Annotated in this window: 13 protein-coding genes; 5 read left to right on the top strand and 8 right to left on the bottom strand. The window is 68.6% G+C overall.

The features are described 5' to 3' along the window. Positions 1–136: 136 nt before the first annotated feature. Positions 137–634, bottom strand: a complete 498-nt coding sequence (gene greA, locus CRP45_RS11065; protein WP_067784632.1) for a transcription elongation factor GreA — start codon at positions 632–634, stop codon at positions 137–139. A 323-nt stretch (positions 635–957) separates the two neighbouring features. Then, positions 958–1,422 (bottom strand): DUF4307 domain-containing protein, encoded by a 465-nt coding sequence (locus CRP45_RS11060; protein WP_067784636.1) that lies wholly within the window; start codon positions 1,420–1,422, stop codon positions 958–960. A gap of 119 nt (positions 1,423–1,541) precedes the next feature. Here CRP45_RS11060 and mca point away from each other — a divergent pair, with 119 nt between their 5' ends. The 3 genes from mca (at position 1,542) to CRP45_RS11045 (ending at position 3,599) form a co-directional block, all read left to right on the top strand. Further along, positions 1,542–2,408 carry a mycothiol conjugate amidase Mca gene (gene mca / locus CRP45_RS11055; RefSeq protein ID WP_097245006.1) on the top strand — a complete coding sequence of 289 codons (867 nt, stop codon included), beginning with the start codon at positions 1,542–1,544 and terminating at the stop codon, positions 2,406–2,408. After that, entirely contained in the window at positions 2,408–2,680 is a 273-nt protein-coding gene (locus tag CRP45_RS11050) for a hypothetical protein (protein ID WP_067784641.1), read from the top strand. Before mca ends, CRP45_RS11050 begins: the two co-directional genes overlap by 1 nt. Before the next feature lie 355 nt (positions 2,681–3,035). Then, positions 3,036–3,599, top strand: coding sequence for a TIGR03086 family metal-binding protein (locus CRP45_RS11045; RefSeq protein WP_067784644.1), 564 nt, complete (start codon positions 3,036–3,038; stop codon positions 3,597–3,599). 223 nt (positions 3,600–3,822) lie between these two features. Here the strand turns inward: CRP45_RS11045 and CRP45_RS11040 are convergent, their stop codons facing one another. The 3 genes from CRP45_RS11040 to CRP45_RS11030 all read right to left on the bottom strand — a co-directional run bounded on the left by CRP45_RS11040 (position 3,823) and on the right by CRP45_RS11030 (position 6,078). Further along, positions 3,823–4,350 (bottom strand): GtrA family protein, encoded by a 528-nt coding sequence (locus CRP45_RS11040; protein WP_245910066.1) that lies wholly within the window; start codon positions 4,348–4,350, stop codon positions 3,823–3,825. Between the two features lie 208 nt (positions 4,351–4,558). After that, complete coding sequence (locus CRP45_RS11035; RefSeq protein WP_097245005.1) at positions 4,559–4,753, bottom strand: ferredoxin; 195 nt, start codon at positions 4,751–4,753, stop codon at positions 4,559–4,561. A 107-nt stretch (positions 4,754–4,860) separates the two neighbouring features. Next, positions 4,861–6,078, bottom strand: coding sequence for a cytochrome P450 (locus CRP45_RS11030; RefSeq protein ID WP_097245004.1), 1,218 nt, complete (start codon positions 6,076–6,078; stop codon positions 4,861–4,863). A 200-nt stretch (positions 6,079–6,278) separates the two neighbouring features. Here CRP45_RS11030 and CRP45_RS11025 point away from each other — a divergent pair, with 200 nt between their 5' ends. After that, positions 6,279–9,428, top strand: a complete 3,150-nt coding sequence (locus tag CRP45_RS11025) for an ATP-binding protein (protein WP_097245003.1) — start codon at positions 6,279–6,281, stop codon at positions 9,426–9,428. On the opposite strand, the gene CRP45_RS11020 is transcribed toward CRP45_RS11025, so the two are convergent. From CRP45_RS11020 to CRP45_RS11010, 3 genes are all read right to left on the bottom strand, one after another. After that, positions 9,412–10,161, bottom strand: coding sequence for an ABC transporter permease (locus CRP45_RS11020; RefSeq protein WP_097245002.1), 750 nt, complete (start codon positions 10,159–10,161; stop codon positions 9,412–9,414). The genes CRP45_RS11025 and CRP45_RS11020 overlap by 17 nt on opposite strands. Beyond that, the gene (locus CRP45_RS11015) at positions 10,158–11,099 is read right to left on the bottom strand and encodes an ATP-binding cassette domain-containing protein (protein WP_097245001.1); all 942 of its coding nucleotides are present in this window, start codon (positions 11,097–11,099) and stop codon (positions 10,158–10,160) included. The genes CRP45_RS11020 and CRP45_RS11015 overlap by 4 nt, the downstream gene beginning before the upstream one ends. A 175-nt stretch (positions 11,100–11,274) precedes the next feature. Further along, a complete protein-coding gene (locus tag CRP45_RS11010; protein WP_097245000.1) occupies positions 11,275–12,534 on the bottom strand; it encodes an ATP-binding protein in 1,260 nt (419 codons plus the stop codon). Between the two features lie 181 nt (positions 12,535–12,715). Here CRP45_RS11010 and CRP45_RS11005 point away from each other — a divergent pair, with 181 nt between their 5' ends. Next, positions 12,716–14,770 carry a thioredoxin domain-containing protein gene (locus CRP45_RS11005; RefSeq protein WP_097244999.1) on the top strand — a complete coding sequence of 685 codons (2,055 nt, stop codon included), beginning with the start codon at positions 12,716–12,718 and terminating at the stop codon, positions 14,768–14,770. Positions 14,771–14,802 lie beyond the last annotated feature (32 nt).

Genomic DNA, 14,802 nt, shown 5'->3' with positions numbered 1-14,802 from the left:
GACGGGGATGGAGACGACGAAGCGGCCGCACTCGGGATCGAGTGCGGCCGCTCGCGTATCTGTCGGGTTTTCTCGTGGCGGATCCGGTCGGCGACCGGGCCGGTGCCTGCGCGCCGACGAGGAGCGCGCGGCGCGATCAGCCGTGGTACGGCTCGGCGCTGACCAGCGTCACCTTCATGGTGTTGCCGTTCGGCAGCGTGTACTCGCGGGTCTCGCCGACCTTCGCGTCGATGAGCGCGCCGCCGAGCGGGGAGTTCGGCGAGTAGGTCTCCAGGTTGGAGTTGCCGCGCAGGCCCTCTTCGCGGGTGGCGATGAGGAAGGTCTCGGTGTCGGACTCGTCGCCGTCGTAGTAGACCTTCACGACCGAGCCCGGCAACGCGACGCCGGACTTGGTCGGCGCGACGCCGACCTTGGCGGTGTTCAGCAACTCCTGGAGCTGGCGAATGCGGGCTTCCTGCTGGCCCTGCTCCTCGCGCGCGGCGTGGTATCCGCCGTTCTCCTTGAGGTCGCCCTCTTCCCGACGTTCGTTGATCTCCGCGGCGATGACCGGACGGTTGGCGATGAGCGCGTCGAGTTCGCCCTTGAGCCTGTCGTGCGACTCCTGGGTCAGCCAGGTCACGTTCGTCTCAGTCATCTCGATCACTCCCTAGTAGTTGTTCCCGGCGGGCCGGGATTCCCTGATGCACTGCTGCATTACCCACCGTGGGGAGGGCATGCACCAGCCGACGGCTAGAGCGATCCCCGGGGGTTGGTTCCACGGACCCCAACAGGACGTTCCGGGCAAACCCGAAAACCCGGAACGCGCAGCGCTGGCCGCCAATGCAGCAAACACGGCTCCGGGGTGCGGAACCGTGTATCACGCCATTTTAGCATGAATCACAAACATGCAGGTCGGAGTTTGTTTTGTCGGCGTCGCACCGTCGATTCGCTTCCGAATGGTCCGATCTGGGCGGGCGATCAGCCCGCGCGGAGGTATTCGGGAACGTGCTCGCTGCACCCGTAGACGCTGCCCGCGGCGGGGCGCGCGGACGAGCGGACGGTGGTGGTGAGTTCGACGGTCCCGCTCGGCGACGGCGCGATCAGCACCTCGCGGCGGCCTACTTCGGACTGGTCCCTGTCCATCGCGCGCACGAAGCAGACCACGGGTTTGCCCGGCTCGGCGCGGGTGACCTTGATCCGGACGGTGATGGTCGAGTCGTCTACGACCGTGTAGCCGAGCTGCTCGGCCTCGATGTCCTTCGGGCCGAACTTCTGGAACCCGAGGAAGGCGACGCCCAGCCCCGCGGCCACCACGACGACGCCCAGCACCAGCGCCAGCTTGCGGCGCGGCGTCCGCGGTTTCGTCCCGTAGCGGTCGGCGTGTCGAGCCGCCTGGTCGGCGGCCGAGTCGCCGCTGCTCGCGGGCGTCGGATCGCTCGTCACTTGTCGCTCCCGGGGGGGTACGTCGGAACAAAAGTCGGTCGAATGGAACTATAGGGAACGAAGACCCGACACCCGCGACCGAGAGCGATGGTGAACGAGACGTGAGTGGCCTTCGCCTCATGGCGGTGCACGCCCACCCAGACGACGAATCCAGCAAGGGTGCCGCGACGACCGCCCGATACGCCGACGAGGGCCACGAGGTCCTTGTCGTGACGTTGACCGGCGGCGAACGCGGCAGCATCCTCAACCCCGCGATGGACACCCCCGGGGTGCTGGAGCGCATCGATGAGATCCGTCGCGAGGAGATGGCGGCCGCGGCCCGCGCGCTCGGCGTGCGGCAGACCTGGCTCGGTTTCGTCGACTCCGGCCTGCCGGAGGGCGACCCGCTGCCGCCGCTGCCCGAGGGCTGCTTCGCGCTCGTTCCGCTGGAGGAGGCGACCGAGGCGCTGGTCCGGGTGGTGCGCGAGTTCCGCCCGCACGTGATCACCACCTACGACGAGACCGGTGGCTACCCGCACCCCGACCACATCCGCTGCCACCAGGTATCGGTCGCCGCGTTCGAGGCGGCGGGCGATCCGGAGCGCTTCCCCGACGCGGGCGAGCCGTGGACGCCGCTCAAGCTCTACTACGACCACGGGTTCAGCATGAAGCGGCTGGAGCTGTTCGCCGCCGAATACGAGCGGATGGGCGAGCCCTTCCCGTTGCAGGAGTGGCTGGACCGCATCCGCGCCTACGCGGTGGAGCGCGGCGACGTGATGTCCAGGGTCACCACCCAGATCGAGTGCGGCAAGTACTTCCCGCAGCGGGACGACGCACTGCGCGCGCACGCCACCCAGATCGATCCGAACGGCGCGTTCTTCGCGATCCCGCTGGAGATGCAGCAGCGGCTGTGGCCGACCGAGGAGTTCGAGCTGGCCAAGACCCGCGTGCGCACCGCCATTCCGGAGAACGACCTGTTCGCGGGCATCGAGGACGCGACCCGGTGATGCTGGTACTACTCGCGCAAACCCCGAACACTCCGACGGGCCCCGAATTCGGCAAGGCCTCGCCGCTGGGTCTCGCCATCATCCTGCTGCTGCTCGCGGGCACGTTCCTGCTGGTGCGTTCGATGAACCGGCACCTGAAGAATCTGCCGCCGACCTTCGAGCCCGAGCATCCGGAACCGGATCAGGAGGCCGACGAGGGGACCGACCACGGCGCCGTGCGCGCCGACGGGCCCGACGACGCGGGGGCCGAGGGGCGACCGCAAACCGGTTGAGCGCCGTCGTCGCGTCAGCGCGAATGCGCTTACCGGCCGGGGATTTCGAGTTTCCGGTGGTCTTGTGTCGAGTGGGCTGACGTTCGGCGCGAGTGCCGAGTTCGTCACAGCTCGTGCCTGAACCTGTTCCAGATCGGCCCTTCCAGCGGTTGCCATTGCGATCGCCAATTCTTTTGGCGCGCAACGCTTTAACCAGCACTGGCGGATGTTGTCGGTGCGGCGAATTCGCGATTGTCCGCCGGGCGCAAGCGTTTTCGAGGTGACGTGGGTCGAGCGCGTGGCGTGCTGCGTTGGCCGACACGTGTCAGCCGGTCGTGCTATCAATGCTCCAACTCCGCTCGACCGAAGGATGCCCATGGACACTCTGATCGGCCACATCGACCGCGCTCTCGACATGACCGGCGCCATCGTCGCCGCAGTCGACGACGACCTGCTCGCCGCGCCGACGCCGTGCAGCGACTGGGATGTGCGGGCGGTGCTGAACCACACGGTGGGTGGGATGCACACTTTCGCGGCCGCGCTGAGTGGGAACGATCCGCGCGGCGCGCGCGGCGACGACTGGCTCGGCGGTGACCCGCAGGGCGCCTACGCGGCCGCGGCGGAGGTGGATCGCGCCGCGTGGCGCAGACCCGACGTGCCGACCGCCACGGTGCAGCTCGGCCTCGGCCCGACGCCGGGACCGGCCGCCGCCATGATCCACCTCACCGAGGTGGTGGTGCACGGCGTGGACATCGCCTTGGCGATCGACCGCCCCGATCTGGCCGACGACGCGCTGTGCGCCGAAATGCTCGCGACGATGCACAGCATGGGCGGCATCGACGTCTACCGCACGCCGGGCATCTACGATGCCGAAGTGCCGATCCCGGACGACGCACCCCCGCACCGCAAGCTGCTGGCCTACACCGGCCGCAAGTGGTGAGGCGACGATCCGTTCGGTGAGCGGGGGGCGCGAACGCGTAATCTCGTGCGCCGCACCGGATGCCGCAGGATCGTCCTCTTGCGCTCGCCCGGGCTTCTTGCGCGGGCCGGTCAGATAGATCTCGTGATGGCGGCCGGTCACGGTCAGCCTTCGGCCGCCATGAACGCAATCGCATCGAGCCTCGGATCTCTAGCGGCGAGAGAGTCGAGCGGGGTCGAGTGTTTCAGAAGACGAAGCCGCGCAGGGCGAGGAAGCGGATGCCGCCGACCGCGGCCATGATGGTGAGCACGGCGGTGGCCTGCGCGAACTCGCCGAGGGCGGGTGCCGCGGACTCGAGGCAGGCCAGTGCCGCGGTGGAGATGAGCAGGCCGATCAGGGCGAGCCCGCCGCCTTCCCACTGCGCGGTGAACCAGCCGACTCGATCCGCCGCGTGGAAGGTGAGGTGTCGGTGTAGTTCGTTCGCGATGGCCGTGCTGACGATCGAGCCCGCGATATTGGCGACCAGCGGGCCGAAGCCGTTCGCGGCCATGAACAGCAGGACGTAGGCGATATTGCTGGAACCGCCGACCAGGGCGAAGCGGATCAGTTGGGCGAAGACGTGATCACCGCGCAGAAACCGGGTGACGCGGGTGAGCCATTCCGTGCGCGGAAGGTAGCGGCCCGCACCGGTATCCAGCTCCATGCCGACGTGAATCATCTTGTCCCCGTAGATCTTTCGCAGCCCGGAAGCCGCAACTGCTGTGCTGTTCACGGAAACACTGTCGCGAGAACGGCTGATACCGACCTGACACCCGACTGACACGCCACCTGACACGGTGTTCGGCCTGGTCACGGGCTCGCGCGCCAGCCGTTCGGTGAGCTGATGCGCGCGGCCGAAGAGCCGCACGGATGCGGCGGCTCCCGGAGTAGTGCGTCCCGAGGCCTGTCGGCCGGGTCGGTGGCGTTGGCGAGTCGATCGGTCAGGACTCGGCGATTTCGAGCGCCCCGGACGGGCAGGCATCGAAGGCCTCCCGCACCGCGGAGTGACCGCCCCGCGGGCTCGAGTCGAGCAACCGCACCCTGCCGTCGGCGTCGTCCTGATCGAACACCGCGGGCTCGAAGAGAGCGCACATCCCCGCGCCGATGCAGCGCTCCCTATTCGCTGAGATTCGCACTTTGTCATCTCCTTTCTTGTCCGACGGCTGCTATGCCCTGTCTCGAAGTCCCATCCGGCGCCTCCGCGATCGCCACGGATGCATCCGGCCGGACTTCGAGGCAGGGCCTAGGCCGTCCAGGTGACCGGCAGCTCGTGGACGCCATAGATGTTCATGTCGGTCCGGAGCTTCACCTCGTCGGCGGGGACGGCAAGCTCGAGCGTCGGGAAGCGACGCAACAGTCCCGCGAAACCGGCGCGCATCTCGATGCGGGCGAGTTGCTGTCCGAGGCACGTGTGGATGCCGTGGCCGAAGGCCAGGCGACCGCGAGCCTCGCGGCGGATGTCCAGTGCGTCGGGGTTGTCGAAGCGCTCGGGATCACGGTTGGCGGCAAGCAGCGAGACGACGACGGTCGATCCCTTGGTGATCGTTTCGCCGCAGACCTCGATGTCGTCGGTGGCGTAGCGATAGAAGATGTCGGCGACCGACAGGAAGCGCAGCAGTTCCTCGACGGCATCGGGCAGCAGATCCGGGTTGGCGCGCAGCTCGGCAAGCTGCTCGGGGTGCTCGAGCAGCGCGAAGGTGCCGAGCCCCAGCATGTTGGCGGTGGTCTCGTGGCCGGCGAGCAGCAGCAGGAAGGCGATGCCGGTCAGTTCCTCGACGCTGAGTTCGTCGTCGCGCGCCAGGTCGGACAGGATGTCGTCGCCGGGTTCGGCCCGCTTGCGCACGACGAGTTCGGCGAGGTAGGTGGTCATCGCGCCGTACGCGGCCATCTTCTCCTCGAGCGTCTGGTCCTTGACCAAGAACTTGGCGGAGTTGACCTGGAAGGTCGCGCGGTCCGCGTAGGGGACACCGAGCATTTCGCAGATCACCAGGGACGGCACCGGCAGCGCGAACTCCTTGACCAGGTCGACCGGAGGTGTCATCAGCGCCATCTCGTCCAGTTGCCGCTCGGCGACGTCGATGATGTGCTCTTCGAGCTGCTTCATGCGTTTGACGGTGAAAGCGCCGGTCAGCATGCGCCGCAGCCGGGTGTGGTCCGGCGGGTCCATGGCGATGAACAAGCCGGGAATCTGCGGGGACGGTTCGGTGGCGACGGGCATGCCGGGCGTCTCGTACGGCACGTGCACGACGCCGATGTCCTGGCGCGAGCTGAACCGTGTATCGGCCATGACCTGGCGGACCGCGTCGTACCCGGTGACGAGCCAGCCCTCGTGACCGTCGGGGAACACCAGCGGACAGACCGGGCGAGCGTCGCGCAGCCGGGTGATCTCGCTGGGCGGGGCGAAGGGGCCCGCATCGCGTTCCATGGGGAGGCCGTGCGGGATGGGAACCGTTCCACTCATCGGAATGCCTTTCGAATCGGTTGATGCGACCACGGTCGCCGACCGACCTGTCATGCGACTGACACGGCTCTGACACCGAAGCGGTCCGACTGAACGCCCCCGAACCCCGCGGTGACAAGGCGAAATTCGACGGCATCGCGGCCCGCTGCGCCGCATCGGCGGTCGGACGTCCGCCGCTGGCCCATGGCAAGATCGGCCGGGTGCAGATCGGGATTCTTGGACCATTCGAGGTGCGCACGGACGACGGTGTTCTCGCCGACGTGCCGGGCGCGCGGCTGCGCGGGCTGTTGATCGCGCTCGCGCTCGAACCGGGTCGCGCGGTCCCGAAAGCGACGCTCATCGACTGGATCTGGGGCGAGAATCCGCCCGCCGACGCGGCGAATGCCTTGCAGCGCTTGGTTTCCCGGCTGCGGAAGGCGCTGCCGGACGGGGCGATCGATGGCAGGCCGGACGGCTACCTGCTACGGGTGGAACCCGAGGCCGTCGACGCGGTGCGGTTCGAACGCCTCGTCGCCCAAGCCCGCAACGACGAGGATCCGCGCCGGCTGCGCGAGGCCCTCGCACTGTGGCGCGGCGCGGCCATGCAGGACGTCGGTTTGCGGGAGAGCGCGGCGTTCGACGCGTCGGTCACCCGGCTCGAGGGGCTGCGCCTGACCGCCATGGAGGACCGGTTCGATGCGGAGATCGACCTCGGCAACGGCGCGGAGCTGGTGACCGAGCTGACCGACCTGGTGGCCGCCCATCCGGTCCGCGAACGGCTCGTCGCCGCGTTGATGCGTGCCCTCGTCGCGTCCGGTCGCGACACCGAGGCGCTGCTCGTGTACGAACGCACGAGAGAGACCCTGGCCGACGAGCTGGGCGTCGACCCCGCACCGGAGCTGTCCGCGCTGCACGTCGCGCTGCTGCGTGGCGAGCTGGGACGGCGGGAGGAAAACCGGAAGACCAACTTGCGCGCCGAGCTGACCAGTTTCGTCGGCAAGGACGCCGATGTCGCCGCTGTCCGCGAACTCAACGCCGAGCACCGGCTCACCACTCTGATCGGGCCTGGCGGCTCGGGGAAGACAAGGCTGGCCACCGAAACCGCGCGCACGCTCCTGGGTGACCTGCCGGACGGTGTCTGGCTCGTCGAGCTCGCGGCCATCGGCGCAGACGGTGACGCGGGCAGCGGAAACAACGTCGCGCTTGCGACCCTCGCCGCGCTGAAACTGCGGGATGCGCTGTACGGCGAGGCGCAGGACGCGGAGCCGACGGACCGGGTCGTCGCGGCGATCCGCGAGCGGGCGATGGTGCTGATCCTGGACAACTGCGAGCACGTGATCGAGTCGGCGGCGGCGTTCGCCCATCGCGTGCTCGGGGAATGCAGGCGGCTGCGGATCCTCACGACGAGCAGGGAACCGCTCGGCATCACCGGTGAGGCGCTGTGGCCGGTCGTGCCGTTGGCCCTGCCCGCCGAGGACGCCGCACCCGACGAGATCGCGTCCGCTCCGGCCATCCGGCTGCTGCTGGACCGGGCGGGTGCGGTGAACAAGGACCTCGCGACCGACGCGGGCACATTGTCGACCGCGGCACGCGTCTGCCGGGCGCTGGACGGGATGCCGCTGGCCATCGAACTCGCCGCGGCCCGGTTGCGCACCATGTCCCTCGATCAGCTCGCCCATCGGCTCGACGACCGGTTCCGCCTGCTGACCGGCGGCAGCCGCACCGCGCTGCCGCGGCACAAGACGCTGCGCGCGGTGGTCGACTGGAGCTGGGAGCTGCTCAGCGACGCCGAACGGATGGTCCTGCGCAGGCTCTCGGTGTTCTCCGGCGGTGCGAGTCTCGAAGCGGCCGAGCGGGTTTGCGCCGACGACGCGGTCGACACGGGTGAGGTGCTCGAGTTGCTGACCGCCCTGACCGAGAAATCGCTGGTGCTCACCGTGGGCGACCGGGCGCCGCGCTACCGGATGCTCGGCACGATCAAGGAGTACGCCGAGCAGCGTCTCGCGGAGGCGGGAGAATCGGATCGGACGCGACGCGCGCATCTCGCCTATTTCACCGAACTCGCCGAGACCGCGGATCCACATCTGCGCCGCACCGAACAGCTGACCTGGCTGGCCACGCTCGATGCCGAGCACGACAACATCACCGCCGCGATGCGCGGTGCGCTCGCCGCGGGGGAGGCGGACGGGGCCATGCGGCTCGCCGCCGCCGCGGGCTGGTACTGGTGGCTCGGCGGGCACAAGGCCGAGGCCAACGAACTGATCATGGCGGCAACGGCCGTGCCGGGCGAGGTGGCGGACGAGATCAGGGCGATGGTGTACGCGTTCGTCGTGCAGTTCGTGACCTCCGGGCCGCAGAGCGACCAGTACCAGGCCGAGGAGTGGATCCGCAAAGGGTACGAACTGAGCAAGCGGGTCCGGGCCCGTCACCCGGTACTGCGATTGCTCACCCCACTGGAACGCCTGTTGCACGGGCCGGACGCCTTCTTGCCCGCGTGGGAAGCGCTGCTGGACGACGAGGACCCGTGGGTGCGCGCCCTCGGCAGGCTTCAGCTCGGCAAGATGCGTATTCAGCTGGGGCAGGGCGGCACGGAAGCGGACACCTGTCTCGAGATGGCGCTCACCGAGTTTCGCGCACTCGGCGAACGGTGGGGGATTTCGTTCGCCCAGACCGAGCTGGCCAATCGCATCGCGGTGCGCGGCGAGTTCGCCGCCGCGTGCGAGCACTACGAACAGGCGATCGCGGTCGTCGCCGAGATCGGCGCCGTCGAGGATGTCGTGCCGATGCGGTCGCGGCAGGCCCAGTTGTATTGGCTGGCAGGCGATGTGGAGTCGAGCGCGGCGGCGATGGCGGAGGCGCAGCGGTCCGCGGAACGCGTCTCCTGGCCTATCGTGCTGGCCGAGCTTGCGCTGTCGAAGGCGGAGCTCGCGCGCTGGCGCGGCGACGCCGCGCAGGTACGCCGGGAGCTCGACGAAGCGTTGAAGCTGATGGGCGACGACGCCGAACGGCCGAACATCCGCGCGATGAAACACGACCTGCTCGGCTACCTCGCCGAGGATCTCGACGAGACCCGTGCGCATCGCGACGCGGCTTTCCGGGCGGCATCCGAGACGGCGTATCCGCTTCTGATCGCCCAGGTGCTCGTCGGTATCGCGGATCTGGCGCTGCGTGTCGAACAGTACGAGCAGGCCGCACGGCTGCTCGCGGCGAGCGCCGACCTGCGCGGCCTGCCGGATCGTTCCCACCCGGACGTGGACCGGATCGAGCAAGCAACGCGAAACCGCCTCGGCGACATGGGGTTCGCCGAGGCGGTTCGGGAGGGTTCGGAGACGAGCTGGACCGAGCTTGTCGAGGTCACGCTCGCTTCTTGAACGTCGCGGACGCCCACAGGTAGCCGACCACGGCGATCCCGACGCACCAGGCGACGGCGGTGAGCGCGTCGCCGGTGTCCGGCGCGCCCGCGAGCAGCCCGCGCATGGTTTCGATGATCGGCGTGAAGGGCTGGTACTCCGCGAATTGCCGCAGGCCCGGCCCCATCTTCTCGGCGGGCACGATCGCACTGCTGAAGAACGGCAGCATGACCAGCGGCACGGCGGCCATACCCGCCGTTTCCGGCGACTTCGCCGCCAAGCCGAGGGCGATCGTGAACCAGCCCGCCGCGAAACCGAGCAGCACGACCATGCCGACCACGCCGAGCCAGTCGAGGGCATCCGCCGCCGGGCTGAAGCCGAGCAGGAAGGCCACCCCGAGGAGGGCGGCGATGGCGATCAGGTTGGTCAGCACGGTGGCGATGACGTGGCCGGTCAGCACCGCGCCTCGGGAGACGTCCATGACCTTGAACCGGTTGATGATGCCCGTCGTCATGTCGGAGTTCACCGCCGTCGCGGTGGCACCCAGCCCGTAGCAGACGGCCAGCAGGATGAGCCCCGGCGTCGCGTAGTCGATGTAGTCGACGCCGACGTCGAAGGCATCGCCGAACATGTAGACGAACATCAACATGATGATGATCGGCATCAGGACCGCGTTGAACACCGAAGTCGGGTTCCGGGCGATGTGTTTGAAGTTGCGGCGCAACATGACCATCGAGTGGGACTTGGCGCTCATTTCGCTGCTACCTCCGTGGTGCGGCCGGTCAGGGTGAGGAAGACGTCGTCGAGGTCGGGTGTGTGCACGGAGAACTCTTCTGCGCTGAGCGAGTACTCGTCGAGGCGGTCCAGCAGGGCGCGGAGCGATCTCGTCCCGCCGTCGCTGGGAACACGCAGGGTCAGTGCGTCGTCGTCCCGGGTGGCGTCGGGGAAGAGACGCGCGGTCGCGTCGAGTTGGGCGACGTCGGTGAACCGGAGCCGCACGTGCGTCCCCGGGATCTGGCGCTTGAGTTCGTCGGGAGTGCCCTCGGCGACCAGGCGGCCGTTGTCGAGCACCGCGATCCGGTCGGCGAGCTGATCCGCCTCCTCCAGGTACTGCGTGGTGAGGAAGATGGTCACGCCGTCGGCCACCAGGTCACGGATGATCGACCACATGGTGCGGCGGCTGCGCGGGTCGAGTCCCGTCGTCGGCTCGTCGAGGAAGATGATCCGCGGGTTGCCGACGAGCGTCATCGCCAGGTCGAGCTTGCGGCGCATACCGCCGGAGTAGGTCGACGCGGGCTTCTGTGCCGCCTCCGTCAGCTCGAAGCGTTCCAACAGCTCGCCGACGATCCGCTTGCCCTCTTTGCCGGAGACCCCGGTGAGATCCACCATCAGTTGCAGGTTCTCCTGCCCCGTCAGCAGCTCGTCCACCGCCGCGAACTGACCGGTGACCCCGATCGCCGCGCGCACCGCCTTGGCCTCGGTCCCGACGTCGTGGCCCGCGACGCGTACCGACCCGCCGTCGGCCGCTATCAACGTGCTCAGCACGTTCACCGTCGTCGTCTTACCCGCACCGTTCGGTCCGAGCAGGGAAAAGATCGTGCCCGCACGGACATTCAGGTCGATGCTGTCGAGCACCACCTTGTCCCCGTAGGCCTTTCGCAGTCCGGAAACCGCAATCGCTGAATTCGTCATGCGATCACCCTCGGCGCCCGCCCTGACACCCACCTGTCACGCCGCTGTCACGGCCCCTGACACGAGACCCACCGCCACAGCCCGACCCTCGTGATCGGATTCGGCTTTACAACCTCCGCCTGAACTGATGAGCCACGCGTAAAGAAGCCGGACTCTTGCGCGTAGCTCGAGCGACTCAGGGTGCGGGGGTCGACCATAGGGCGCTGATCGGCATGGCCAGCATTTTGGGTCCGAAGGGGAGTGTCTGCTTTCCGGTGTGCAGCACGAGACCCGCGCGGAAGTCGTCGCCGAGTCGTTCGGCGAGGTGGCGAAGGCCGCGAAAGTCGTGGGGGCTGACGGTTGACGCCGCCTTGACTTCGACTCCGACCACCTCACCTCGCCGGTTCTCCAGGACGGCGTCGACTTCGACCTGGTCGCGTGTGCGGTAGTGAAAGAGTTCTACTTCCTCGTCGGACCACGTGATTTGACGGGCCAGTTCCATGAGAACGAAACCCTCTAGGAGCGGACCGAACTGGCCGTTGGGACGGAGTAGGCTGCGGGTGTCGGCACCGATCTGGTGAGCCGCGATCCCCGAGTCGACGAAGGCAAGCTTAGGGGTAGTGGTGGCGCGGGTGCTGATGTTGCGGGACCAAGCCGGAATCCGTTTGATGAGGAAGATCTCCTCCAGCAGTGCCAGATACCGTTGCACGGTGGACGCTCCCACGCCGAGCTCGTTGCTCAGTGTCGCCGCCGACAGCAACCCGCCGGAACGGGCGGCGAGCATTCGCACGAGATTCCGCATCGCGGCAGTCCGTTCGATCTGTGACAGTTGCTGTACGTCGCGCGCGATGAGGTCGCCGACGTAGGAGTCGAAGAAGCTGCGTCGCCTGCGGTCGTTCGTGCGCGCGATTGCTTCTGGAAATCCGCCTCGGACCAGCCGGTCCGCGTACTCGGTTCGAGAAACGGCGGAGTCGTGGCGCAGCCGATCACCGGCGGTGAACACGGCGTCGATGAATCGATCCGGTGCGCCGTCGATTTCACCCTGCGAAAACGGCCAGAGCTCGATTGTCTCCATGCGTCCGACAAGCGTGTCCGGTAGCGAGCGCAGACCCAGTACCCGTGCCGATCCGGTCAGCAGGTATCGACCCGGCCGGGGGTCGATGTCCACCTCTGCCTTTATCGACAGCAGCAGGTCCGGTACCCGTTGGATCTCGTCGATCACCATCAAACCGTGGAGATCGACGAATCCGTCGGGGTCCGCGAGGGCGGCCTGCCGGGTCAGGGTGTTGTCGAGGTCCCGCCATTCGGCGTCTCGGTCCTTGGCGACGAGCCGCACGAGGGTGCTCTTGCCGCTCTGGCGCGCCCCATTGATCAGGACGACTCGGGTGTCCTCCAGAGCCGCGCTTACAGCGGCCTCGGCATGGCGTGGCAGCGCTGGTCCGAGGCGGGTTTGCATGCGCGCTCCTAATCTGTGCGGACGACGCCTGGTTGATCTGCCGCGACGCTGCTGGTGGATCTGCCGCGACGCTGCTGGTTGATCTGCCGCTATCGTAGCGGTTGATCTGCCGCAGGTGGTCTGGTTGATCTGCCGCAGTGGGAGCGGCGCGAGGGGCCGGAATTGTGAGACCGTGGAAGATATGAACCGGCTCGGGAAAGCGACCTCACCGTATCTGCGTCAGCACGCGGACAACCCGGTGCACTGGTGGGAGTGGGATGCCGAGGCGCTCGCGGAGGCTCGCAGGCGCGATGTGCCGATCCTGCTCTCCATCGGTTACGCCTCCTGTCACTGGTGCCACGTGATGGCGCACGAGTCGTTCGAGGACGAGGCGACCGCGGCGCTGATGAACGACCACTTCGTCTGCGTGAAGGTGGACCGCGAGGAGCGCCCCGACCTCGACGCGATCTATATGAACGCCACCGTCGCCATGACGGGTCAGGGCGGCTGGCCGATGACCAGCTTCCTGACCCCGGACGGCGAGCCGTTCTACTGCGGCACCTACTTCCCGAAGCATCCGCGCGGCGGGATGCCCTCGTTCGGTCAGCTGCTCACCGCCGTCAGCGACACCTGGCGCAACCGGCGCGAGGAGGTCGACAAGGCATCGGCCCAGGTCGTCGAGGCCCTGCGGGCGCAGGCCGCCGGTCTGCCCGACGCCGACCTGAGCGTCTCGCCCGAACTGCTCGATCACGCGGTCGCCGCGGTGCTGCGCGACGAGGACGCCGAGCACGGCGGGTTCGGCCGTGCGCCGAAGTTCCCGCCGTCCGCCCTGATGGAGGGACTGCTGCGCAGTTGGGAGCGCACCGGCGACACGGCAGTGCGCGATGTCGTGCACCGCGCGGCCGACGCGATGGCGCGCGGCGGCATCTATGACCAGCTGCGCGGCGGCTTCGCCCGCTACTCGGTCGACAACCGTTGGCTGATACCGCATTTCGAGAAGATGCTGTACGACAACGCGCAATTGCTGCGCGCCTACGCGCATCTGGCGCGGCGCACACCGCACGCGCAGGATTCGCTCGCGCTGCGTGTCACCTGCGAGACCGCGCACTTCGTCCTCGACGATCTCGGCACCGCACACGGCGGCTTCGCCTCCGCGTTGGACGCCGACACCCATCTCGAACCCGGCGGCCCCGGTGTGGAGGGCGCGACCTACGTGTGGACGCCCGCCGAACTGATCGGCGCCCTCGGCCCCATCGAAGGAGCTTGGGCCGCAGACTTTTTCGGCGTGACGACGGCAGGCAACTTCGAGCAGGGCACCTCGGTCCTCACCCGCTATCGCGATCCGCGGGACGCGGCCGAACAGGAGCGGTTCGATCGGGCGAGGGAGGCGCTGCGCGACGAGCGCGACAAGCGCCCGCAGCCCGCCCGCGACGACAAGGTGGTCACCGCGTGGAACGGCATGGCGATCACCGCGCTCACCGAGGCGGGTTCGGCGCTCGGGCGGCCCGATTGGGTCGCGGCCGCGGATCGCTGCGCGCGGTTCCTGCTGTCCGAGCACGTGGTCGACGGTCGGGTGCGCCGCGCCTCGTTGGGCGGCGTGGTCGGCGCCTCGGCCGGTGTGCTCGAGGACTACGCCTGGCTGGTCACCGGCCTGCTGGCGCTGTACCAGGCCACCGGCGACCCGGAACGGCTGGAGCAGGCGCAGTGGCTGCTGGACACCGCCGTCGAACGCTTCGCCGATCCCGAGGCGTCCGGCAGCTGGTTCGACACCGCCGACGACGCCGAAACCCTGGTCGCCCGTCCGCGCGACCCCATCGACGGCGCGACTCCCGCGGGCGCGTCCGCGCTGGCCGAGGCGCTGCTCACCGCCGCGGCGGTCAGCGACGTCGAACGCGCGGTGCGCTACCGGGAACTCGCCGAAGCGACGCTGCGCCGGGGTGCGGTCGTGCTCGCCCGCGCCCCCCGCTCGGCGGGGCAGTGGCTCACGGTCGCGGAGGCGGCCCTGCGCGGCCCGCTACAGATCGCGATCGCGTCGTCGGCCGAGAACGCCGACACCGCAACGGAATTGCTCGCCGTCGCGCGAGAACTCGCGCCGGGCGGCTCGGTGATCCTCGCGGGAGCCCCGGATTCCGCTCCGCTACTCGTCGACCGTCCGCTTGTGTCGGCCGCCGCCGCGGCCTACGTCTGCCGCGGATCGGTCTGCGACCTGCCGGTGACCACAGCACAAGACCTCCGGCACTCCCTGAGCCAAAACTGAAGTCCCCACCTAGGCTGGCCTACCCGCTGCCA

It is taken from the genome of Nocardia amikacinitolerans (genome assembly GCF_900215415.1).
Lineage (GTDB): Bacteria > Actinomycetota > Actinomycetes > Mycobacteriales > Mycobacteriaceae > Nocardia > Nocardia amikacinitolerans.
Note: the sequence above shows the minus strand (reverse complement) of the source record. Positions and strands in the feature narration are given on the sequence as shown.